Here is a 22,250-nt window from a genome sequence, read left to right on the forward strand (position 1 = left end):
GGCGAAATTGGTAGACGCACTGGATTTAGGTTCCAGCGCCGCAAGGTGTAAGAGTTCGAGTCTCTTCGCCCCCACCAACTTAAAACTGAAGTGGTTTTAAGTGACCTGAAAATAGGTCAGATGTTAAAGAGGATTGGTGTAATGGTAGCATGACGGTCTCCAAAACCGTTCGTCAAGGTTCGAGTCCTTGATCCTCTGCCAGATATTGTTGTAAATACCCAAGTTTTGGGGGCGTGGCGAAATTGGTAGACGCACTGGATTTAGGTTCCAGCGCCGCAAGGTGTAAGAGTTCGAGTCTCTTCGCCCCCACCATATAAAGCAGTGTGCATAAGCTGACTGTGAAGATCTTGAAAAGGTCAATAAAAAACCCATCATGTATATGATGGGTTTTTTGTTTTTTAAGTGCTTAAAATTTATCATTTCATCACTTATAGCTAAAACCAATAATTCATATAAGAAATTACGTGAATATTCAAATTTATTTAAAATTCAATATGTTATTTTTTAAATTATTTTTTCTGCTCTAAGCACTGCAAATGTTGAAAATGCACCATTCAAGATTTATTTCATGGTTAAAGTTTTATCTATAAAACACAAATCGACCGAATAAAAACTGAGATCATTCTTATTTTAAATATTTATTAAATAATTCATGTATGCATTTTTTGCATGAATAATCTGTTTTTTGCATTTTTCTTTTAAAACAAAACCAGTAAAACTTGCCCAAAATATGGTGGAATCGAATATTTCGTAATCAGCTGCATCGTTGCTTGCGAGTTTGATCAACATGGAAGATCGCATCGGATTAGGTTTGTCTAGCTTAATAATCGAAGCGAACTGCTTGTGAAAAGGAAATAGATATGAATCAGAAAAAATTGCTCAAATATATTTTGATTGCAATGATCCTAGGTGTTCTTGTTGGATGGGCTTGTCACAGTGCATTTGATGCAGCGCTCACAGAAAAAATCGCCTCCTACTTTAAAATTTTGACCGATGTCTTTTTGCGTTTAATTAAGATGATTATTGGTCCGCTGGTATTTGCAACCATTGTTTCTGGTTTAATCTCAATGGGCAAATCGTCTTCATTGGGATCGGTTACATTAAAAGCAATGAGCTGGTTTATTGGTGCATCATTGGTATCATTGTTGCTGGGTATGGGATTGGCAAACTTTTTCCAACCAGGTGCAGGCATGAACTTGGCAATTCCTGTTGAGCATGTGGATATTGGTGTTTCAGCTTCAAATTTAAGCTTACAAAATTTTATTACACATATTTTCCCTCGTAGTTTTGCAGAGGCGATGGCGAACAATGAAATTTTGCAAATCTTAGTATTCTCAATTTTCTTTGGTGCAGCCTTGGCTTATGTCAATCATCAAAGTGAAGAGGGTACAGTAATTGCTCGCCTGATCGATGAACTCGCACGTATCATGTTTAAAATCACGGACTACGTGATGGCATTTGCACCTGTTGCAGTATTTGCTGCAATTGCTGCTGCGATTGCAGTGAAAGGTCCAAAGCTACTGATTGACTACAGTATCTTTATTGGGCAGTTCTATACAGGTTTAGCGCTTCTTTGGGCGGCTTTAATTGCGGTAGGTTATATTTTCTTGAAAAAAGATGTATTTCGCCTGCTTGGATTTATGAAAGAACCAGCTGCACTTGCATTTGCAACATCAAGCAGTGAATCTGCATACCCAAAAATTATTGCAGGTTTAAACAAGTTTGGTGTACCAAAGCGTATTTCAAGCTTCGTATTACCACTCGGTTATTCGTTTAACCTTGATGGCTCGATGATGTATATGTCTTTTGCAGTATTGTTTATTGCTCAGGCCTACAACATCGATTTGAGCTTTACACAGCAAGTGCTGATCTTGTTAACCTTGATGATTACGAGTAAAGGAATTGCGGGTGTATCACGTGCTTCTATCGTGGTGATTGCAGCAACCCTGTCTATGTTTAAGCTGCCTGAAGCTGGTATCTTGCTCATCCTTGCAATTGATCAGTTCTTGGATATGGGTCGCTCTGCAACGAACGTGATAGGTAATAGTATTGCAACTGCGGTGGTAGCAAAGTCTGAAGCTCATGATGAACAAGATCTGGTTGAAGCACAACCTCAGCGAGCTGATGTGCTTACACCGACTCAGTCGAGCGGTCAGTTCAGCTAATCTTTCAGCCGTGTTAAAAAGCCTACATTATCTGTAGGCTTTTTTATTTATAGTGATGCTTGGTCATGATTTTAGCATGGCATGCCATCCGTTTTTAAGTTATTGTGCTTCGGAGAATATGATCTAAATGTTGTAGAGGTAAATATCTAGATGAATCAGTCATCTCCCCCAAAAAAGAAAGTACCTTGGTTGTTGATGGCGCTGGGGCTTTTGATTCCAATTGGTGTTCTGGGTTTGGCATTCTTGGCAGCAAAAAGTGATGCTGAGAATCACCGCAAATATCAACAGCAAAAAGAAGAAATTGCGAAACGACGTGCTCAAAACAAAGCAGAATAAACTATTCTGATTCTGGCTCGCATTTAAAGTTGAATGTCTTTATGAAGCTGGCGCACCGACGGAATTTGAGTGTAACGCAGCACGCGATAGCCAGCTTCTTGGAGCATTTGATCTCGAAACTTATCTTCTTGTTGTTTGCTAAGGTGGCTTGGGTCATCGAGTTCAATAATAACCACAACGTCTAGTTTTTGATTCAAAATGACAAAATCGGTGACTTTTCGATTAAAGCGCCCTCGAATTTTGTATTGATCGCTGGTAATGAGGGCGCTAAATGCAACTTGAGCCAATACATTTAGATCTGGAAAAGCGGCTTTGAGCTGCTTAAACATCTTGGCTTCAAAAGGTGTGATGATAGGGCGTGGGTGATATTGTTTTTGTAGTTTTAGATAAGGCTTAATGCAAATAAACAAGAGGGTAAGGCTTGAAAAAATACCTACTGTAATAAAGAAAACCTGAAAAAAATCAAACACACTTTTACTTCGCTTAAAAAGAAAACCCACTCAAAAGAGTGGGTTTTCAGAATCTTGGCTCTCCCACCTGGGCTCGAACCAGGGACCTGCGGATTAACAGTCCGTCGCTCTACCGACTGAGCTATGGGAGAATCTGGAACGCATTGTATGGGGCGAAGCCAATGTGGTCAAGCCATAATGATGAAATAATTCAAAAAATTGCGTGAGTGTTGTTTAAATCAGCAATTTTATAAGATTTGGCCATAAAGGTCGGTAAAATTTAAGTTCATAAACACTCAATATGCTGATTTGGCTTGTGCATCATATTAAGGCGTAATGTCACATTCTGATGCATAGCTTGGTGTGAACTTTATTAGTAAAATAGGATTAAATTTCACAAATACAATAAAAATGATCATTTATCCTAAAATGGCACATCATTTGCATCATTATTGCGTAAATATGGATGAGGTGTTTTACGTTGTCAGATTCTACAAGTCATAAGTTAAAAAAAGGTTTGTCTAACCGGCATGTGCAATTGATTGCTTTGGGTGGTGCTATAGGTACAGGTTTATTTTTGGGGATTTCTCATACCATTCAACTGGCTGGTCCATCTGTGTTGCTGGGATATGCCATCGCAGGTTTGATTGCATTTTTAATTATGCGTCAGTTGGGTGAGATGGTAGTTGAAGAGCCAGTAAGTGGCTCTTTTAGTCATTTTGCCAATAAATACTGGGGACCAATGGCTGGCTTTATGTCGGGCTGGAATTACTGGGTACTGTATGTTTTAGTCAGTATGGCGGAGTTGAGTGCCATTGGAATTTTTGTTCAGTTTTGGTGGCCACAAATTCCGACATGGCTGACTGCATTGGTGTTTTTTATTCTGATTAACGGAATTAATTTTATCAATGTAAAATTTTTCGGTGAACTTGAGTTCTGGTTTTCGCTTGTCAAAATTATTGCAATTATCAGTATGATCGGCTTTGGTGCCTATTTGTTGTTTAGCGGTAGCGCGGGGTCACAGGCAGGTGTGCAAAATCTTTGGCAACACGGTGGTTTTATGCCAAATGGATGGTCGGGCTTGATTATGGCGATGGCATTTATCATGTTTGCATTTGGTGGGCTTGAGCTGGTGGGAATTGCTGCTGCTGAAACCAAAAATCCTTCAAAAACGATTCCTAAAGCCACCAATCAAATTGTGTACCGTATTTTGATTTTTTATGTAGGGGCCATTGGTATTTTGCTCAGCTTGTTCCCTTGGAATCAGGTTGCTCAGGGTGGAAGTCCATTCGTCATGATTTTTCAGTCACTTAATAATTCTGGTGTCGCGAACGTCTTGAATCTGGTGGTGTTGATTGCGGCTGTTTCTGTCTATAATAGCTGCGTTTACAGTAACAGCCGTATGTTGTTGGGCTTGGCGGAGCAGGGCAATGCACCAAAAATGCTAAAGCGTGTCAATCAGCGCGGTATTCCGGTCAATGCATTATTTGCCTCAGCAGCAGTAACCGCATTATGCGTACTGCTTAACTATCTGATGCCGGAAAGTGCCTTCAATATTTTGATGATGTTGGTGGTCGCTGCGCTTGTGATTAATTGGTTCATGATTTCGGTGACACATCTTAAGTTTCGTCAGCACATGCAACAGATGCAGCGTGTGACCTTGTTTAAGAGTATTGGTGCGCCATTTACCAACTATGTCACCATTGCATTTATGTGTTTTATTCTTTTCATTATGAGCTTTACGCCTGAAATGCGCATGGCTGTCTTTTTAGTGCCTGTCTGGCTGATACTGCTCTTTATTCTTTATCGCGTGAAGTTTCAGTCGGCAAAGCCAGCTGTAAGTATACTGAGTAAGTAGTTGGATCTATCTAAATTTTATTTGAGGTTGTCTGAATGAGCCACAGTCTTGATGATTATGATTACAAGATTCTACAGCATTTGCAAAGTAATGGCCGCCTGAGTAATCAGGAATTGGCTGAGATTGTGGGTTTATCGACATCACAATGCTCAAGACGACGTATTGCGCTCGAGCAAAAAGGCATGATTATGGGATATTACGCACAGTTGCACCCACATGCAGAAAAACAACCGATTATGGGAATGATTGAAATTAAATTTCAACATTACAGCCTAGAAACACTGGAAAAGTTCCTAGGATTTGTAAAAGACGAACCGATGATTCGTGAAGTCTATAAATTGACAGGGAGTTATGACTACGTATTGAAAGTAACTGTTGAGGATTTAGAGCAAATGAGCCAGCTGATTAATCAATTGATGTCGCTGAACATCAATATAGGTAATTTTAATACCTCAATTGTATTGGAGCGCGTTAAAGAAAATCATCAAATGATGATAGGCGTAGCACATGAGTAATACAGCTGATCTGACCATGCAGATATCTAAACCTTCGCATTCTTCAGTTGAAGATATGCTTGCCATGATCATTGCCACGTTTATTATCTCGTTTGGCATGATGCTCATGCAGCAGTCTGGTACCTTAACGGGTGGAACAGCAGGGTTGTCATTGCTCATCCATTACATTACGGGCATTAAATTTGGTGTGGTGTTTTTTACCATCAACTTGCCATTTTATTATCTGGCCTATAAGCGCCTAGGTATGTCGATGGTCATAAAGACATTTTTGGCAGTGGGGTTGCTTTCTGTACTCACTGAGGTGCATCCACTCTTTCTTCATCTCGATAAGCTCTCACCACTATATGCCACCGTATTAGCCAATGTATTTATGGGTTTGGGTTTTTTAATTCTGTTTCGACATCGCTCTAGTTTGGGGGGCTTTAATTTACTGGTGTTGTTTATCCAAGAGCGTTACGGAATTCGAGCAGGCAAAGTGCAAATGGCTTTAGATGTCACGATTTTGCTGGCCTCAAGCGTCTTTGTCAGCGTGACACTTTTGGCGATCTCTATTTTGGGTGCCATTATTTTAAATATGATTCTTACACTGAATCATCGACCAGATCGATACGTGGTGTAAGATAAAAAACTAAAAACAGTGCCTGAGGTGCTGTTTTTTTTTGCAAAAACTAAAGCCATTAAAAAAACCCTCAAGCATGAAGTACTTGAGGGTTTTTGAATCTGGCTCTCCCACCTGGGCTCGAACCAGGGACCTGCGGATTAACAGTCCGTCGCTCTACCGACTGAGCTATGGGAGATTAGTTTTGGCTCTCCAACCTGGGCTCGAACCAGGGACCTGCGGATTAACAGTCCGTCGCTCTACCGACTGAGCTATTGGAGAATCTGATGCGCATTTTATGCAGAAGCTTTTACTTGGTCAAGCAAATGTTTAAAAATATCTATCTATTTGATTTAATTATAATCAAAACATGAACTTGTGTTGGATAATTACACATTTTTGCTTAAAAAATAAAAAAGCTGCTCTAATGAGAGCAGCTTTTTTTGAAAAATAGAGAACTTATTTTTCAACGCCAGCAGGTTGGCCAGCAAGTTTCGCGTTTGCATAATCCCAGTTCACAAGGCTTTCAAGGAAAGTCGAGATGTACTTAGGACGCGCGTTACGGTAGTCGATGTAGTAAGCATGTTCCCATACGTCAATGGTCAATACAGCAATTTGACCGTGTGCAAGCGGAGTGTCTGCATTTGAAGTTTTAGTAATTGAAAGTTTACCATTGATTTCGTCAGCCACTAACCACGCCCAACCTGAACCAAATTGAGTGGTTGCAGCAGTGGTGAATTCTTCCGCAAATTTTTCGTATGAACCAAATGCTTCATCAATTTTTGCAGCAAGTGCGCCTGTTGGTTTACCACCGCCATTTGGAGCAATCGAGTTCCAGTAAAAAGTGTGGTTCCATACTTGTGCAGCATTGTTGAAAATACCTGCTTTAGATGAATCGCCTGCACTTGCTTTAATAATGTCTTCAAGTTCCTGACCTTCAAGATCTGTGCCTTTGATCAGGTTGTTCAGGTTAGTCACATAAGTCTGGTGGTGCTTATCGTGATGGTATTCTAAAGTTTCTTTAGAAATATGTGGTTCAAGTGCATCATAAGCATAAGGTAAAGCAGGTAAAGTAATGGTTGTCATGTCTAATTTCCTTGCGTTCGCTGGGTATTTGAGACTGTTATCGTATCTCGATTTTATAGCACACAAATGCTAAAAAAAGCTTACAGCCCCTTCATTTAGGTGGCTCTAGTGTAAATCATTCTATGTGCAAAAGGTCATCAATTAAAATAACAATACACAATAAAGCTCGAATTAATACGTATAAGGCCTACATCTCGTTTATACGTCCTAAATCGGATTATTCAACTCAAAATAGGTGTATTTGAGCGAAAAATGCTCGCTTAGTGCTTTGCCTAGACGCTGAACACCGTAGCGTTCTGTTGCGTGGTGCCCGCAGGCAAAATAATGTACGTTTAATTCTTGTGCTTCATAAAATGTTCGTTCGCTCACTTCGCCTGAAATATAAGCATCACAGCCTTGTGCTGCTGCTTTGGCAATAAAGTCCTGCGCACCTCCGGTACAAAATCCAATTTTTTGTATCGATTTAACCTGTGCTGGTAAGTGAATAATATTAAAATCAAACGTATCTTGCAGTTTGGCTTTAAATGTTTCAGGTGAGACAGCCTGCGTTAAATAACCGATATTGCCTATTGGAAATTTTTCGTTTGGATCGAGCGCTTCAATGCGTTCAAGTTCGAGTAGGTCTGCAATTGCAGCGTTATTGCCCAGTGTTGGGTGTGCATCGAGTGGCAAGTGATAAGCAAGTAGGGAAATATTGTTTTGAATGAGTTTTTTAATTCGATGACCGCGCATACCAGTAATCGGGTAGGGTTCGCCTTTCCAGAAATAACCATGATGAACCAGCAATACATCGGCCTGCATGGCAATTGCAGCGTCAATTGCCGCTTCTGAGGCAGTAACTGCGCACAGCACATGCTTTACTTCGGATGTACCTTCAATTTGCAAACCATTCGGTGCGTAGTCTTTGAATTGAGCGGAACTTAATGTTTGATCGCACCAGCTGACGATTTCATTTAACTGGGTCATGAATCAACCTTTTTTACATCTATATGATTAAAGATCTTATTACAGCATGCATTTGAATGTAACTAAAGCTAGACAAATCTTTTGATGTGTTCTGAGCTCGTGAGTAAGTTATGCTTTAAAATAGCCAAAAATATAGTTGCTTCAATACATTAAAAACTTTTTGAGGATATATTCGTGCGTCAGACGTTCAAATGGTTGCCCTGGGTATTACTCGTCATTGTCACTTTAAGCTTTCTCGCTTGGCAAAAATTCCAGCAACCGAAGCCGCCAATTGCGGCAGACGGCGTTCAAATGCCAGCAGAAAAAGTTGAGTCTTTAGTCGATACATCAAGATCGGGTGGGGTGGTGTCATATAATGCTGCCGTTAAAGTGGCAGCTCCTGCGGTGGTTAATATCTTTACCACGCAAAAAGTCAAACAGCTTAACCATCCTTTACTTAACGATCCTGTTTTTCGGGAGTTTTTTGGTAATCAATTACCGAATCAAACAGAACAGAAAAATGAAAACAGTCTGGGCTCAGGTGTGATTGTTCGTGCAGATGGGTATATTCTGACCAATAATCACGTGATTGCTCAAGCTGACCAGATTGTGGTCGCACTCTATGACGGACGACGTGCCGAAGCAAAAGTTGTGGGTACAGATCCAGATACCGATTTGGCAGTCATCAAAATTGATTTGGATAAACTACCGGTTTTACCCTTTAAACTCAGCGGAAATGAAGTGGGTGACGTAGTACTCGCAATCGGAAATCCATTTGGTGTAGGGCAAACCGTTACTCAGGGGATTATCTCTGCAACCGGTCGTTCAGATTTAGGCATCAATACCTATGAAGATTTTATTCAAACCGATGCAGCAATCAATCCGGGTAACTCAGGTGGTGCCTTGATTGATGTAGCAGGAAATCTGGTGGGAATTAATACCGCTATTTTCTCGCAAACAGGTGGCTCACTCGGTATTGGTTTCGCTATTCCTGCACGTGTGTGTCAACAGGTATTGAATTCAATTTTAAAAGATGGACGTGTTGTACGCGGCTGGCTCGGCATTAGCTTGGTTGCGCCTACACAAGATGATGTACTCGCGCCAAAACAACCGGGTGTGGTTGTGGCCGATGTTCTTCAAAACGGCCCGGCGGCACAAGCGGGTGTGAAGGTCAATGATAAGATCATTAAGGCGAATGACGAACAGATTAATTCGGTATCGCATCTGATTAACTATGTTGCACTGCAACAACCCGGCAGTAGCATCACGCTCGAGGTTGAACGCAATGGTCAACGTCAAAATCTACAAGTGAAAGTAGGTGAGCGTAAGGTTCAAAACCAGAACTCGCAGTACATTCCATTACCTCAGCGCTAATTAGAAGTAAAAAAAGGAATACATATGTATTCCTTTTTTTTGCCTGTAAAACCGAAGTTATTGAGTAGGCTTTTAATCTGAATTAAACAGTTGATTTGAACTGGCAATTCGCTTAGCAATGTAATGTGTTTGACGAAAACGAATTAAAATAACTTGAGACTGCACTTCAAGTTCACCAAATTCAGGTTCCACCTGTACATAATGGACTTGCCCAAACTCATCTCGAACACGGGCTTGCGCAGAAAAACCAGGTCGGGCATTACCACTGGAGAGCGTAGCCAAGCGCCCGAGCAAAGTACCAAACTGATGATCCACTTGCGGTTTGATCACCTGATCTAGGCAATGAATCATAAAGACGGTAAAGAAAATGGCAATGATCAATGCAGGCAAAATCAGGTAAAACGGAGAGATAAAAAAGTGTTGTTTAGCAAACACAGATAACTGTAAAAAGTAGCCTGCAAAACTGAAGTTGATGAGAAAGAAAACCAAAATCAGCACTTTAGAAAATTTAACATTAAATAGGGGGGAGTGGCTTAACCAACGCGGTAAAAAGCGTTTAAGAAAAATACTTGGTCGAATGCCAATATATATTCCGATGGTTTCGGCCATGCTGAGGATTACCAATGCCATGACACTTAAGTTAAATGGCAAAAAGTAATAGTTGAGTAAAAACTCCACCATGACCGAAGCTCCTTCTTATTCTGCTAAATAAATGCCGCCATCGGAATGCACCTTAATTTCGACTTTGGTTAAAGCCTCTCCAAGGCACGGACCCGAAATACATTCACCTGTTTCGACATTAAACAAGGCGCCGTGTGTCGAACATTGAATATATTCATGATCGTAATCGAGGAACTGGTTTTCCAGAAACTCAAGTTCGACCTGTAAATGCGGGCATATATTTTTATAGGCGTAAAACATACCATCACGTTGTGTGATAAAAATCGTTTCACCCTCGACCTGATCAAAGGCGCGAGCTTCACGTTCAGGAATGTCTTCCGTCATGCAGATCTTTTCCATATATCAAGCACATTCAGTTTGAAAGTTTGTCAAAAGTGTAGCATAAGTTATGACGTCCAAACGTGGGCCATATTGTGAAACCACTTCACTTGAAATCAGAATAGACAACTGCGCCGCATCTTCAAGAGACATGCCATGATTTAATGCAAATAAGAAGGCACCTGCAAATGCATCGCCGGCACCATTGGCATCGATTGCAGTAACACGACGGCCATCGAGATGAAAATGTTGAGATGGTGTCGATACAGTTGCACCTTTTGCACTTTGTGTAATGACAACAGTATGATTTTTGGCTTTTAAGACCTGAAATGCAGCTTCAAGCGTTTCTGTGGCGGTATACATCAGTGCTTCTTGTTCGTTACAGAATAATAAGTCCACACCATCTGCAATCATTTCATCAAGCCCTTCACGTGCATATTGCACCATTGCTGGATCAGATAACGACAGCGCAACTTTAACGCCATGTGCTTTGGCAATCTCACGGGCGTGCATGACAGCTTGACGCGCGCTTGGGCTAGTCGATAAATAGCCTTCGATATATAACCACTTCGCGCTTTTTAAAGGCTCAAAGTCAATTTGATCGACTGAAAGTGCGGTGGTAATACCGAGATAGGTATGCATGGTGCGCTCAGTATCTGGGCTAATGAGTACCATGCATGTTCCAGTTACACCTTCCGTGAGAGATTTTTCCGAGGTGACGATATCCGCATCGTTTAATCCTTGGAGGTAAATCGAGCCCAACTCATCATGACCAACGCGACAACCATAAAAAGCCCGTCCACCCAAGGCACTAAATGCCACTGCCGTATTGGCAGCCGAACCGCCACTGGCTTGACCTTTATATTCTTGTGATGCCAAAAGTTTTTCGTAAAGCGCAGCCTGAGTATCACCCTCGGTCAATTGCATGGTGCCTTTTTGCAAACCAACATCAGCTAAAAACTCATCCGACACTTTAAATTCTTGGTCAATAAGCGCGTTTCCAATTGCAAAAAGATCAACTGTTGCCATGGCGTATGTTCACATCTCGATTTAAAAATCCAAATTTTACACGATCATGATCGCAAGCTGTAGTTTATGGCGTGAAATACCTATTCATCGTCTATGAACAACACAACATCAGCTTAGATGAGGGGAATATTAGATATCCATGCATTCTTGCATCGATATAAACGCAATAAGACTTGATCAGATCGAGAATTTAATAAAAAAGATTCATTTTTTGGAAAAACTTAGTATTTGAGTCGGATTAAAGCTATCAATTTCAGTAAAAACTAAGGCTATAATGGGAACACGTTAGAAATTGAAAATAGTAGGAGATCACATGACTGTAGATGTCACTGGAACCATTAATCAAACTGTCCATCCTGCGTTTCAGTTGGTACGTCAACACCATGTTGAGGCCTTAGATATTTTGGTCTCTGAGTATGCTCATAAGGTGACGGGAGCAGTTCATTATCATTTGGCCACCTCTCACGATGAAAATGTATTTCTGGTTGCATTTCGTACGCAACCTATGGATTCCAAAGGTACAGCGCACATCTTAGAGCATACGGCACTGTGTGGATCGGAAAAATTTCCGGTACGTGATCCATTCTTTTTGATGATTCGCCGTTCACTCAATACCTTTATGAATGCGTTCACTTCAGCAGACTGGACTGCTTATCCATTTGCAACTCAAAATAAAAAAGATTTTCAAAACTTACTTTCTGTCTATCTCGATGCAGCGTTTGCAGCGAATTTGAATCCGCTTGATTTCGCACAAGAAGGAATTCGCGTTGAGCTTGAAAATGGCGAACCTGTTTACAAGGGTGTGGTATTTAATGAGATGAAAGGTGCGATGAGTGCACCTTCGGATCAGTTATATCATCAGCTTGCGCATCATTTATTCCCTGAAACAACCTATCATTACAACTCTGGTGGTGATCCTAAAGACATTCCAGATTTGACCTATGACCAGCTGGTGTCATTTTACAAATCGCATTATCACCCGAGTAACGCCGTATTTATGACCTTTGGCAATCAAAGTGCTTATGAGTTACAAGAGCAATTTGAAAAATTGGCACTGGCGAAGTTTCAAAAGGGTACGACATTGTACTCAAAACCTGAAAAGCGTCTTGCAGCGCCTATTCAGGTCAGCGAGCATTATGCGGTCGATAGCGATGATTTATCAGATAAAACCTATCATGTACTGGCGTGGTTACTTCCTGAAGCAAGCGATATCAAACTACGCTTAGGTTTGCGTTTGGTCGAAGGCATTTTACTTGAAAACTCGGCTTCACCACTGCGTCATTATCTTGAGACCTGTGGCTATGCGCAATCGACAGGCCCACTGATGGGTGTCGATGATTCAAACTTTGAAATGACCTTTTACTGTGGTGTTCAGGGTTCAAATCCGGAACACGCAGAAGAGTTTAAAGCAGGTGTGCTCAAGATTTTAAGCGATGTGGCTGCTGCACCAATCGATCCGGCTTGGGTCGATGCGATTTTACATCAGATCGAATTACATCAGCGTGAAATCAATGGTGACGGCATGCCGTATGGTTTGAGCTTAATCTTAAATGGATTAAGCAGTGCCATTCATCATAATGACCCGATCCACGTTTGGGATGTCGACAGTGCCATTGAGCAAGTGAAAGAAGAGCTTAAAGATCCGATGTGGCTGTCAAATCTGATTCAGACACATCTTTTAGATAATCCGCATCGAGTTCAAATGACGTTGATACCCGATGCAGAAAAATCGGCCAAAGAACAGGCAGAAGAAAAAGCACGTTTGGCGGCTTTGGGTGAAACTTTAACTGATGCAGATCGTGCTCGAATTCAAGCTGAAACCGAAGCATTAAAACAGCGTCAAGATACACCAGACAATCTCGATTTACTGCCAAAAGTAGGATTAGAAGATGTACCTGCCGATTTGCATATAGTGCAGGGCCAGTTAAGAGAAATTATTTCCAACCGACATGATTATCCGCTCAATTTGTATCATGCGGGAACCAACGGTCTGTACTATCAACAAGTATTGATTCAAATTCCAGACGCTGTGGTGCAATCGCCGTACTTTAATTTACTGTCTATTTTGATGGGTGAGGTGGGCGCTGGCGATTACGATTATCTTGAGTTGCAACAATTGCAAACCGCTGTCAGCGGTGGCCTAGGCATGGGCGCTTCATTACGTAGTAAAGTCGATGATAAAGGCAAAATTAGTGCGTGGTTGACTCTAACCACTAAATCACTGAATGAAAAATATGATGCCATTGAGTTGCTTAAGCTTGCGTTTGAAAAACTGCGCTTTGATGAAAAAGATCGCATTGTTGAGCTGTTACAACAGCGTGCAACGCGCTGGAAATCACGTCTGTCGGGCTCTGGTCACAGCTATGCAATGCAAGTGGCATCACGTAATGCCAGTGCATTAGCGCAACGTGATTATCATAATACGGGCTTGGGTGCACTCAATTGGTTAAGCGATCTAGTCGACCAAATAGAACAGGATGAGCAGGCCTATACCGCCTTGATCGATGCATTAAAACAGATTCACCTTGCACTTTTGCAAGCCCCAAAACAGTTTTTACTGGTCTGTGAAGAGCAGTTTTCTGAAACGCTGGTCGAGAAAATGCAGACAGTATGGGATCATCTTGACGTAGACACGCAAGCGGCGCAAGTTGAACAGTTTACGCACTTGAATGATGATCAGGACGAAGCTTGGCTGATTCAAACCAACGTACAGTTCTGTGCAACGTCATACCCAGCGGTTGAAGTCACTCACCCAGATGCAGCGCCTTTAATGGTACTTGCAGGTTACTTACGTAATGGTTTCTTGCACAGTGCGATTCGAGAGAAAGGTGGTGCGTATGGTGGTGGTGCAAGCTATGACGGTAATGCATGCGCATTTCGTTTTTATAGCTACCGAGACCCACGCCTAACAGAGACCTTTAAAGACTTCGAGGCGAGTATTGAATGGTTGCTGAATACACCTCAGCAAGCACATCAACTGGAAGAGGCGATATTGGGGCTGGTCTCGAGTATGGATAAACCAGGCTCACCTGCTGGCGAAGCAATTACGGCTTGCTATGCCTTGCTTCATGGCCGTACACCTGCTTTTAGAAAAACCCTGCGCACACGTTTACTGCATGTCACATTAGAAGATTTGCAACGCGTGGCACGCGAATATCTGATTCAGCAAAAACCAACCAAAGCAGTGGTGGCTCCGGTAGCGAAACGACAGGAACTTGAGCAGCTTGGTTTTACAGTTAAACAAGTGAACTAAAAGAAAAACGGAGAGCGTATATGTCGTTCAATTTTGTTGAACGAACACCGTTACAACTCAGTATGCTGAGCATATTGGGTTGTCTGGGGGTGTCGGCAGCCTATGCAGCAGATATAAAGAGTACATTTCCACCCAAAGCGGTTGCTTCTACGACAGTAGAAGCATCGCCTAGTCCAGCAAGTGCCAAGGCGTGTGTTGGATTAGATTCAAATGCAGACCGCTTAGCCTGTTATGATGCGCTGTTTAAAACGCCTATCGATACCAATAACATGCTGGCGGCTCAGGCAGCCGCACCTCTGGCTCCAGAAAAAAAGTCAACTCCAGAAACTCTTCCTGAAAAAATTCAGGAAAAGGTTGGGAATGTATTTTCTTTAGATGCCGGTCCGATCGATCCAACGGTTTCTTTGTTGGATAAACGCTGGGAGCTGTCTGAAAAAGCCAAGCTTGGAACGTGGAATATTCGTGGCTACAAACCGGTGTATTTGCTTCCAGTATTTTGGACCAGCAAAAAAAATGAGTTTCCATCAAGCCCTAACCCAAATAACACCGTTACTCAGGATCAAAACTTAAAGTCGCTAGAGTCGAAGTTTCAGTTATCGCTTAAAACCAAAGCGTGGGAAAACATCTTTGGCAATAATGGTGATTTATGGCTTGGCTACACTCAGTCATCACGTTGGCAAGTCTTTAACGGTGAAGAATCGCGTCCTTTTCGTGAAACCAATTACGAACCTGAAGCGAGTTTGATGTTTCGTACCAATTATCGGGTATTTGGTCTAGATGGACGATTGCTTGGTGTCACACTGAATCATCAGTCGAATGGTCGTTCTGATCCATTATCTCGTAGCTGGAATCGTGTGATATTTAATGTGGGTTTTGAGCGCGACAATTTTGCTTTAATGTTGCGTCCATGGATTCGCATTGAAGAAGCTGCTAAAGATGACAATAATCCCGATATCGAAGATTATGTGGGCCGTGGTGATCTAACGGCATTTTATCGCTGGAAACAAAATGACTTTTCGTTAATGTTGCGTCATTCTTTAAAAGATGGTGATAAATCGCATGGGGCCGTGCAGTTTGACTGGGCTTTCCCAATTACCGGTAAATTGCGTGGCAATTTCCAACTATTTAACGGTTATGGTGAAAGTCTGATTGATTATAACCACCGTGCGACTTATGTCGGTCTTGGCGTTTCATTGCTAGATTGGTTTTAATTTGATTTTGAATAAAAAGAGGAAGCATGATGCTTCCTCTTTTTTATCCAATTTGAATATCGGCATTTGGATGTTTCAGGCGACTTTTACGTGGTGTGGCAATCAGGTAGGCCAGCGTGAGTGGGCCTAACCGTCCTGCAAACATCAATAAAGTCAATACAAATAAACTGCTGTTGTTGAGTTCGCCGGTAATGCCTCTCGAAAGACCAACCGTACATGCCGCAGAGACAATTTCGAAAAATAGATCCAGAAAGTTCTTATGTGGCTCTAAAATTAAGATTGTAAAAAAGCCGACAAAAATCAGAATTAAAGTAATAATGGCAACAGCCAAAGCCTTAAATGTACTTTCATAAGAAATCGAATGATTAAAAATGCGTACTTCATCGTGGCGTTTTAAAAAGGCAATCACGCTAAAAAGTAAAATAACTGCCGTACCGACTTTAATACCACCTGCTGTACTGAGTGAGCCGCCACCAATAAACATCATAAACATGGTCAGTAAGGTAGAGCTATTGGTCATTGAGCCAATATCAATGGTATTAAAGCCAGAAGAACGTGGTACGGTTGCCTGAAACCATGCATTAATTGCCTGTTCGCCGAAACTCATGTTGTACAAGGTGAGGGGATTATTGGCTTCCAAAAGCCAAATCATCAGAAAGCCAACAAGATTAAGCACTCCAATACTCACAATAATAATTTTGCTATTAGGGCTGAGTTTTCGCCAGCGTTTGTGCTGCTTGATATCCATTAAAACCAAAAAACCCATTCCGCCTAAAATATATAAAAAACTGATGGTGAGGCAGACGATATAATGGTCATAAAAGTTGATTAGATTGTTAGGAAATAAAGAAAAACCCGCATTGTTAAAAGCTGAAACACTATAAAACATGGCGTAGTACAGCGCGTGTAAAAAACCAAATTGCGATGTCCAGACCACAGTCAAGATCACGGTGCCAATCAACTCAAAAATAAGGGTATAAATAAATACGGCTTGTGCCACAAACGTTACTTTAGACAAGCTGGTATGGCCGATTGAATCTTGCGCCATGATTTGCTGTTTAAGACCCAATTGAGGCGCCAAACTAAGTGCGGCCAAGATGGCAAAGGTCATGAAGCCTAAACCCCCAATCTGGATCAAAAACAGTAAAATAATTTGTCCCGTAGTGGTTAAGGCGTGCCCGATGTTAATGACTGACAGACCAGTAATGGTCACTGCCGAGGTTGAGGTAAACAGGGCATCCATCCAGCTCAGGTGGCCGTTGTTGGCTACAGGCAGCTTAAGTAAAAAAGTACCGATAATAATAAAACTTAAGAACCCTAGAGCCAGTAGAGAGGGCGGACTTAAATTAAATGATTTTTGCTTAAGTTTTTGTTTTTTCATGAGGCAAAAACCGTACTGAAAGTTTTTTAAGTTGATCGATGTGTCCTTCAACAATCAAGATATCCTTAGATTGCACTGGGCAAGTCGGGTCAGGTTCGTAAATAATATCTTTGCCGCGTTTGAGCAAAATCGTTTTAACATGACTCATATCATTGATTAGCCCCAAAAGATGAATGCCATTTAAGTGCTTAGGAATTTCAACTTTTACAATATAGTGATCATCATCGAGTGCCATATAGCGGCTGACCATTGGGTAGTTCAGTGCTTGAGCAATTCGGACGCCCATATCTTCTTCGGGATGAATAATTTTATCGACATGTAAATGCGACAAAATCATGCTGTGTGCTTTGGTTTTGGCTTTTACCCAAATTTTGGGCACGCCCATATTTTTTAAATGCAGCACACATAAAATACTGGCTTCGATGTCTTCGCCAATTGCAACAACGACTGTTTCACAACTTTGAATGTTCAACTCTTCAAGTACATGTTCGTCACTGGCATCGGCGATCACTGCATGGGTAAGTTGATCACTTAAATCTTCAACATTTCGCTTGATGGAGTCGATGCCAATCACATCATGATTTAACTTCACCAGTTCGGTTGCAACAGTTGCACCGAAACTTCCCAGTCCAATTACTGCAAATTGCGCCATATAAAAAACCTTATTGCTATTTTTCGGCTATAGTTTCATAAAAATCAGTGTAGTAGTTTTTGTTTGGGTTTAAAGCACATAAATGTTACGAAACAGAGTATAGAAGTCGATCATAAAAAAACCAGCACATACGGCTGGTTTTTTTATAGCTAGATCGCTTTATTTAAGAAAGCGTTTATAGCCGGCATTGTGAGTAATTTCTTCATATGGATAATTGATTTGTTCGAGCGTCTGAATCAATACGTCAGGATTTTCCTGCACATCAGTTGCCTGTAATCCAACCAGTACGCGACCTTCCGCTGCGCCGTGGTTTCGATAATGAAACAGACTGATATTATGTGATGGACCTAAACGTTCCAAGAAGGTCAATAGTGCACCCGGGCGCTCAGGGAATTCAACACGAAATAGACGTTCATTGGCGATGTTGGCATGACCGCCAATTAAATAGCGAATATGGAGTTTAGCCACCTCATCGTCAGACAAATCATCCACATCATATTGGCTTTTGAGTAATTCATGAATGTCATGACGCTCTTTTTCACCCGATTTTAAGCTAATGCCGACAAAAACCTGAGCGGCATCACTGTCACTGGCACGGTAGTTAAATTCAGTAATATTACGACCATGGAGTGCGCGGCAGAAATTTAAAAATGCACCTTTTTGCTCTGGAATGCTCACCGCAAAAATTGCTTCTTTACGTTCACCAAGTTCGGTACGCTCTGCGATATAGCGCAGACGGTCAAAATTCATATTGGCGCCGCAAACAATCGAGACAATATTTTTATGACTTAAATTATGTTGCTCGATATATTTTTTGATGCCTGCCAGCGCCATTGCACCTGATGGCTCAACGATACTGCGGCACTCGTCATAAGTATCTTTAATGGCTGCACATATTTCATCAGTATTGACCAAGACCACATCACGCTCAACGATTGGGCCAGAGTTGTCAGATTTTTGCAATTGAATCACTTCAAAGGGTTTTTCACCAATTTGTGCAACTGCGGTTCCATCTGCAAACAGCCCCACCTGTGGAAGCACCACACGCGCATTGTGTTCAAATGCCGCTTTCAAACATGCAGATTCATCATATTCAACTGGAATGACTTTAACATGGGGGGCTACATCGCCTAAATACGCCGCAACACCTGCAATCAGGCCGCCACCGCCCACCGCCACAAACACATATTCGACATCTCGCCACTGGCGCAAAATTTCATTGCCAATCGTTCCTTGACCTGCCATGACCAGTTCGTCGTCATAAGGAGGAATAAACGTCATGCCTTCATCTTGAGCACGCTGAATGGCGTATTTATTGGCAACATCAAACGAATCGCCATGCAACACCACATCGCCACCCAAACGTTTAACCGCTTGAACCTTAATGTCTGGCGTTGTTTTTGGCATCACGATAATGGCGCGAATTCCCAGTTTTTGACCAGATAGCGCCACGCCTTGTGCATGGTTGCCTGCCGAAGCCGTAATCACACCGCGTTCAAGCTGTGATTTGGGTAACTGGCTGATACGGTTATAGGCACCTCGTAACTTAAACGAAAAAACGGGCTGTAAGTCTTCACGTTTAAAGCGAATATTGTTGTTTAGTTTTTCACTAATTCGTGGCGCTGCTTCGAGTGGAGTTTCGATTGCAACGTCATAGACCGTTGCTTGTAAAATTTGTCGAACCAAACGAGACAGCATGTTAATTTTCCATGTAACAGTTTAAAATAGCCGCTTATTGTAACAAACCCCTGCACATTTGCGTTTTAAAATTGCGCAAAAGGTGAAAAAAAGTTGAGTGATGTCATGAGTCTATATGCTACCCAAGATGAGAAAAAACAAGCAGCAGCGAAAGCTGCTTTAAAACACTTACCTAAAGGGGGCATTTTAGGAGTGGGAACCGGAAGTACAGTCAATTTTCTGATTGAACTTTTACCTGAACTACAGCTTGAAGCAGCGGTTGCCAGCTCGGAAGCCACAGCTAAACGCCTAAAAGAATTGGGCATAGAAGTGCTCGACATGAACCATGTGGGCGGTTTAGACGCATATGTCGATGGTGCCGATGAAATTGATCGTCACATGCACATGATTAAAGGTGGCGGTGCCGCGCTCACACGTGAAAAAATTGTGGCATCAATTGCAAAGAAATTTGTATGTATCGTAGATGATTCAAAATGGGTTGAACAGTTGGGTCGTGAGTTCCCGTTGCCTGTTGAAGTGATCCCTATGGCGCGCTCTGCTGTTGCGCGTAAACTGGTGAGTCTTGGCGGCGATCCTGTTTACCGTGAAGGTGTAGTCACAGATAATGGTAATGTGATTTTGGATGTATACAACCTGAATATCCTCAATGCGATTGAGCTTGAGAAAACCATTAATGATATTCCAGGTGTGGTGACCAATGGTATTTTTGCCCTAAATGCTGCAACCATTGCAATTGTTGCAACAAATAACGGCATTGAAGAGCGCACAGCGTCTTAATGATGACTGATCTTCCCGAGATCAAAATTGTCAAACACGTAAGGGCAAAACGCTTGCGCTTACGTGTTGAACCAGACGCGGTGCGCCTCACCGTTCCCGTCTTTTGTACTCAAAAACAGATTCAAGCGTTTTTAGCGCAATCACAAACATGGCTTGAAAAAACGTGGCAGCAGCAAATGCAGCAACGAAATGCTGCTATTTCCAGTTCATCTGAAGCCCTGACTTTTTTCAATGATTCGACCTATCGAATCGTTGAGCATGAGGCGATCAAACTCTATCGTTTCGATCACGACAACAAGCAATTACTCATTAACGCGGCCCATCGGGCATACGCTTTAAAAGAGGCCACCTTTAATTACGCCAAACAAGTTTTGCCTGACTACTTAATGCAGATCAGCCGCGAGACTACACTTTCTTTCAATGGATGCACAATCCGTCGACCTAAAACACGATGGGGCAGTTGCACCGCTCAAAAAGATATCATGCTGCATGCTGGCTTGGTGCTCATGGATATTGCTGTTGTGCGGTATGTGTGTATTCACGAATTAGCACACACGCGTCATTTTAATCATGGTCCCGAGTTTTGGACAGAAGTACAACATCATGACCAAGCCTTTCAAAAACATCGACAACGCCTGAAACAGACGCAGTTGCCACACTGGTGGTACAGCGCATAACGTAATTTGATTGGTGTATCGCCAGTAATAAATACGGATTCACTTCAATCATTCCAATAAAAAATCACAGTGCATTCGATAAATAGTTTTGAAAATCAGTACATCCTGTCATACTAGGCAACATTCTGTTGAACTTTGAGGTAAGACACGTGATTTCTGTCGGAATTGTAGGTGGAACTGGTTATACGGGCGTTGAATTGCTGCGCTTATTGCTTCGTCATCCACAGGTAACTGTTCGTGTGTTAACGTCACGTACAGAGGCAGGAAAGCGCGTTTCAGAGATGTTTCCAAGTTTACGAGGACATACTGACCTTGAATTTTCCGACCTTAATGAAGATCTTTTAAAACAATGCGATGTGGTCTTTTTTGCGACACCGCATGGTGTAGCCATGAAGCATGCCAAAGTATTGGTTGAGTCGAGCGTAAAAGTGATTGATCTTGCCGCTGACTTTCGTTTGCAAAATCTTGAGCAATTCGAAAAGTGGTATGGCCTACAGCACGAATGTCCAGATGTTTTAAAATCATCGGTCTATGGTTTACCTGAATTAAACCGTGAAAAAATTAAGACGGCGCAGGTGGTGGGTAATCCTGGATGTTATCCGACTACGGTACAGTTAGGTTTGGCGCCACTTTTACAAGCCGATGTAGCACTGATTAAGCCATCAAGTATTATTGTGGATGCCAAATCGGGTGTTTCTGGAGCAGGGCGTAAAGCCAGCCTAGGCATGATTTACACTGAAAATGCAGATAACTTCAAAGCGTATGGAGTTGCAGGGCATCGTCATCATCCAGAAATTGTGGAAGCGCTTGAAAATATCTCAGGGCAAACTGGCGTATTCGATCAGCTTTTGTTTGTACCGCATTTGGTGCCAATGATCCGTGGCATGCTTAGCACCATTTACATCGACCTGACCGATGAAGGTGCAAACAGTGATTTGCAATCTTTATACGAAGTGTATTATGCACACGAACGATTTGTCGATGTGATGCCAGCCAATAGCTCGCCAGAAACCCGAAGTGTTCGTGGTTCGAATGAGCTTAGAATTGCGCTGTACAAGCCTCAGCCAAATAAACTGATCATATTGTCGGTACAAGACAATTTGGTGAAAGGGGCTGCTGGCCAAGCAGTACAAAATATGAATTTAATGTTCAACTTCGATGAGGCAACCGGTCTGGACGGGATTGGTTTGCTGCCATAAAAACAGCTTAAGACTTCACACACATTTAAATTTCGATTTAAATGTGTG

At 42.0% G+C, this 22,250-nt stretch carries 20 protein-coding genes and 5 tRNA genes; 13 read left to right on the top strand and 12 right to left on the bottom strand.

Annotation, left to right across the window (positions count from 1 at the left end; genetic code table 11):
- Positions 1–127 precede the first annotated feature (127 nt).
- From QLG00_RS08415 to QLG00_RS08430, 4 genes are all read left to right on the top strand, one after another.
- Positions 128–201 (top strand) — tRNA-Trp (locus tag QLG00_RS08415).
- A gap of 26 nt (positions 202–227) precedes the next feature.
- Positions 228–312 (top strand) — tRNA-Leu (locus QLG00_RS08420).
- 548 nt (positions 313–860) lie between these two features.
- The gene (locus tag QLG00_RS08425) at positions 861–2,165 is read left to right on the top strand and encodes a dicarboxylate/amino acid:cation symporter (protein WP_218262564.1); all 1,305 of its coding nucleotides are present in this window, start codon (positions 861–863) and stop codon (positions 2,163–2,165) included.
- 150 nt (positions 2,166–2,315) lie between these two features.
- Complete coding sequence (locus QLG00_RS08430) at positions 2,316–2,501, top strand: hypothetical protein (protein WP_218262563.1); 186 nt, start codon at positions 2,316–2,318, stop codon at positions 2,499–2,501.
- A 23-nt stretch (positions 2,502–2,524) separates the two neighbouring features.
- Here the strand turns inward: QLG00_RS08430 and QLG00_RS08435 are convergent, their stop codons facing one another.
- The gene (locus QLG00_RS08435; protein ID WP_218262562.1) at positions 2,525–2,971 is read right to left on the bottom strand and encodes a DUF2726 domain-containing protein; all 447 of its coding nucleotides are present in this window, start codon (positions 2,969–2,971) and stop codon (positions 2,525–2,527) included.
- Positions 2,972–3,026: 55 nt separating this feature from the next.
- Positions 3,027–3,102 (bottom strand) — tRNA-Asn (locus QLG00_RS08440).
- Positions 3,103–3,416: 314 nt separating this feature from the next.
- Between QLG00_RS08440 and QLG00_RS08445 the strand changes: the two genes are divergently transcribed.
- Genes QLG00_RS08445 through QLG00_RS08455 form a run of 3 tightly spaced genes read left to right on the top strand, consistent with a single transcriptional unit; the run spans position 3,417 to position 5,942 of the window.
- A complete protein-coding gene (locus QLG00_RS08445) occupies positions 3,417–4,808 on the top strand; it encodes an amino acid permease (protein WP_282470801.1) in 1,392 nt (463 codons plus the stop codon).
- A gap of 35 nt (positions 4,809–4,843) precedes the next feature.
- A complete protein-coding gene (locus QLG00_RS08450) occupies positions 4,844–5,323 on the top strand; it encodes an Lrp/AsnC family transcriptional regulator (RefSeq protein ID WP_048763513.1) in 480 nt (159 codons plus the stop codon).
- Positions 5,316–5,942 (top strand): YitT family protein, encoded by a 627-nt coding sequence (locus tag QLG00_RS08455; RefSeq protein WP_048763512.1) that lies wholly within the window; start codon positions 5,316–5,318, stop codon positions 5,940–5,942. Before QLG00_RS08450 ends, QLG00_RS08455 begins: the two co-directional genes overlap by 8 nt.
- Positions 5,943–6,044: 102 nt before the next feature.
- Here QLG00_RS08455 and QLG00_RS08460 read toward each other — a convergent pair.
- The 4 genes from QLG00_RS08460 to QLG00_RS08475 all read right to left on the bottom strand — a co-directional run bounded on the left by QLG00_RS08460 (position 6,045) and on the right by QLG00_RS08475 (position 7,973).
- Positions 6,045–6,120: transfer RNA gene (locus tag QLG00_RS08460), tRNA-Asn, on the bottom strand.
- A 7-nt stretch (positions 6,121–6,127) separates the two neighbouring features.
- Positions 6,128–6,203 (bottom strand) — tRNA-Asn (locus tag QLG00_RS08465).
- A gap of 177 nt (positions 6,204–6,380) precedes the next feature.
- On the bottom strand, positions 6,381–7,007 hold the full coding sequence (locus tag QLG00_RS08470) for a superoxide dismutase (RefSeq protein WP_004936712.1): 627 nt from the start codon (positions 7,005–7,007) through the stop codon (positions 6,381–6,383).
- Positions 7,008–7,214: 207 nt separating this feature from the next.
- A complete protein-coding gene (locus QLG00_RS08475; RefSeq protein ID WP_004946580.1) occupies positions 7,215–7,973 on the bottom strand; it encodes a Nif3-like dinuclear metal center hexameric protein in 759 nt (252 codons plus the stop codon).
- A 174-nt stretch (positions 7,974–8,147) separates the two neighbouring features.
- On the opposite strand from QLG00_RS08475, the gene QLG00_RS08480 reads away from it, so the two are divergent.
- Positions 8,148–9,326 (top strand): trypsin-like peptidase domain-containing protein, encoded by a 1,179-nt coding sequence (locus QLG00_RS08480; RefSeq protein ID WP_004936717.1) that lies wholly within the window; start codon positions 8,148–8,150, stop codon positions 9,324–9,326.
- Positions 9,327–9,398: 72 nt separating this feature from the next.
- Here QLG00_RS08480 and QLG00_RS08485 read toward each other — a convergent pair whose 3' ends face one another.
- Genes QLG00_RS08485 through QLG00_RS08495 form a run of 3 tightly spaced genes read right to left on the bottom strand, consistent with a single transcriptional unit; the run spans position 9,399 to position 11,354 of the window.
- On the bottom strand, positions 9,399–10,007 hold the full coding sequence (locus QLG00_RS08485; protein ID WP_004936720.1) for an OB-fold-containig protein: 609 nt from the start codon (positions 10,005–10,007) through the stop codon (positions 9,399–9,401).
- Positions 10,008–10,022: 15 nt separating this feature from the next.
- On the bottom strand, positions 10,023–10,331 hold the full coding sequence (locus QLG00_RS08490) for a Rieske (2Fe-2S) protein (protein ID WP_004936723.1): 309 nt from the start codon (positions 10,329–10,331) through the stop codon (positions 10,023–10,025).
- Between the two features lie 18 nt (positions 10,332–10,349).
- Positions 10,350–11,354, bottom strand: a complete 1,005-nt coding sequence (locus tag QLG00_RS08495) for an adenosine kinase (RefSeq protein ID WP_282470802.1) — start codon at positions 11,352–11,354, stop codon at positions 10,350–10,352.
- A gap of 313 nt (positions 11,355–11,667) precedes the next feature.
- On the opposite strand from QLG00_RS08495, the gene QLG00_RS08500 reads away from it, so the two are divergent.
- Positions 11,668–14,607, top strand: coding sequence for an insulinase family protein (locus QLG00_RS08500; protein WP_216198471.1), 2,940 nt, complete (start codon positions 11,668–11,670; stop codon positions 14,605–14,607).
- A gap of 20 nt (positions 14,608–14,627) precedes the next feature.
- Positions 14,628–15,818 carry a phospholipase A gene (locus QLG00_RS08505; RefSeq protein ID WP_119689582.1) on the top strand — a complete coding sequence of 397 codons (1,191 nt, stop codon included), beginning with the start codon at positions 14,628–14,630 and terminating at the stop codon, positions 15,816–15,818.
- 43 nt (positions 15,819–15,861) lie between these two features.
- Here the strand turns inward: QLG00_RS08505 and QLG00_RS08510 are convergent, their stop codons facing one another.
- The 3 genes from QLG00_RS08510 to ilvA all read right to left on the bottom strand — a co-directional run bounded on the left by QLG00_RS08510 (position 15,862) and on the right by ilvA (position 19,549).
- Positions 15,862–17,199, bottom strand: coding sequence for a potassium transporter TrkG (locus QLG00_RS08510; protein ID WP_004936733.1), 1,338 nt, complete (start codon positions 17,197–17,199; stop codon positions 15,862–15,864).
- The gene (locus tag QLG00_RS08515) at positions 17,180–17,851 is read right to left on the bottom strand and encodes a TrkA family potassium uptake protein (protein WP_004936738.1); all 672 of its coding nucleotides are present in this window, start codon (positions 17,849–17,851) and stop codon (positions 17,180–17,182) included. Before QLG00_RS08515 ends, QLG00_RS08510 begins: the two co-directional genes overlap by 20 nt.
- Before the next feature lie 159 nt (positions 17,852–18,010).
- Positions 18,011–19,549, bottom strand: coding sequence for a threonine ammonia-lyase, biosynthetic (ilvA, locus tag QLG00_RS08520; protein WP_004936741.1), 1,539 nt, complete (start codon positions 19,547–19,549; stop codon positions 18,011–18,013).
- A 105-nt stretch (positions 19,550–19,654) separates the two neighbouring features.
- On the opposite strand from ilvA, the gene rpiA reads away from it, so the two are divergent.
- The 3 genes from rpiA (at position 19,655) to argC (ending at position 22,202) form a co-directional block, all read left to right on the top strand.
- Positions 19,655–20,326 (top strand): ribose-5-phosphate isomerase RpiA, encoded by a 672-nt coding sequence (rpiA, locus tag QLG00_RS08525; RefSeq protein ID WP_004936744.1) that lies wholly within the window; start codon positions 19,655–19,657, stop codon positions 20,324–20,326.
- Positions 20,326–21,003 carry a SprT family zinc-dependent metalloprotease gene (locus QLG00_RS08530; RefSeq protein ID WP_282470803.1) on the top strand — a complete coding sequence of 226 codons (678 nt, stop codon included), beginning with the start codon at positions 20,326–20,328 and terminating at the stop codon, positions 21,001–21,003. The genes rpiA and QLG00_RS08530 overlap by 1 nt, the downstream gene beginning before the upstream one ends.
- A 149-nt stretch (positions 21,004–21,152) precedes the next feature.
- Positions 21,153–22,202 (top strand): N-acetyl-gamma-glutamyl-phosphate reductase, encoded by a 1,050-nt coding sequence (argC, locus tag QLG00_RS08535; protein ID WP_282470804.1) that lies wholly within the window; start codon positions 21,153–21,155, stop codon positions 22,200–22,202.
- Positions 22,203–22,250 lie beyond the last annotated feature (48 nt).

The sequence above is a fragment of the Acinetobacter sp. V89_7 genome (genome assembly GCF_029967895.1).
GTDB classification, from domain to species: Bacteria; Pseudomonadota; Gammaproteobacteria; order Pseudomonadales; family Moraxellaceae; genus Acinetobacter; species Acinetobacter soli.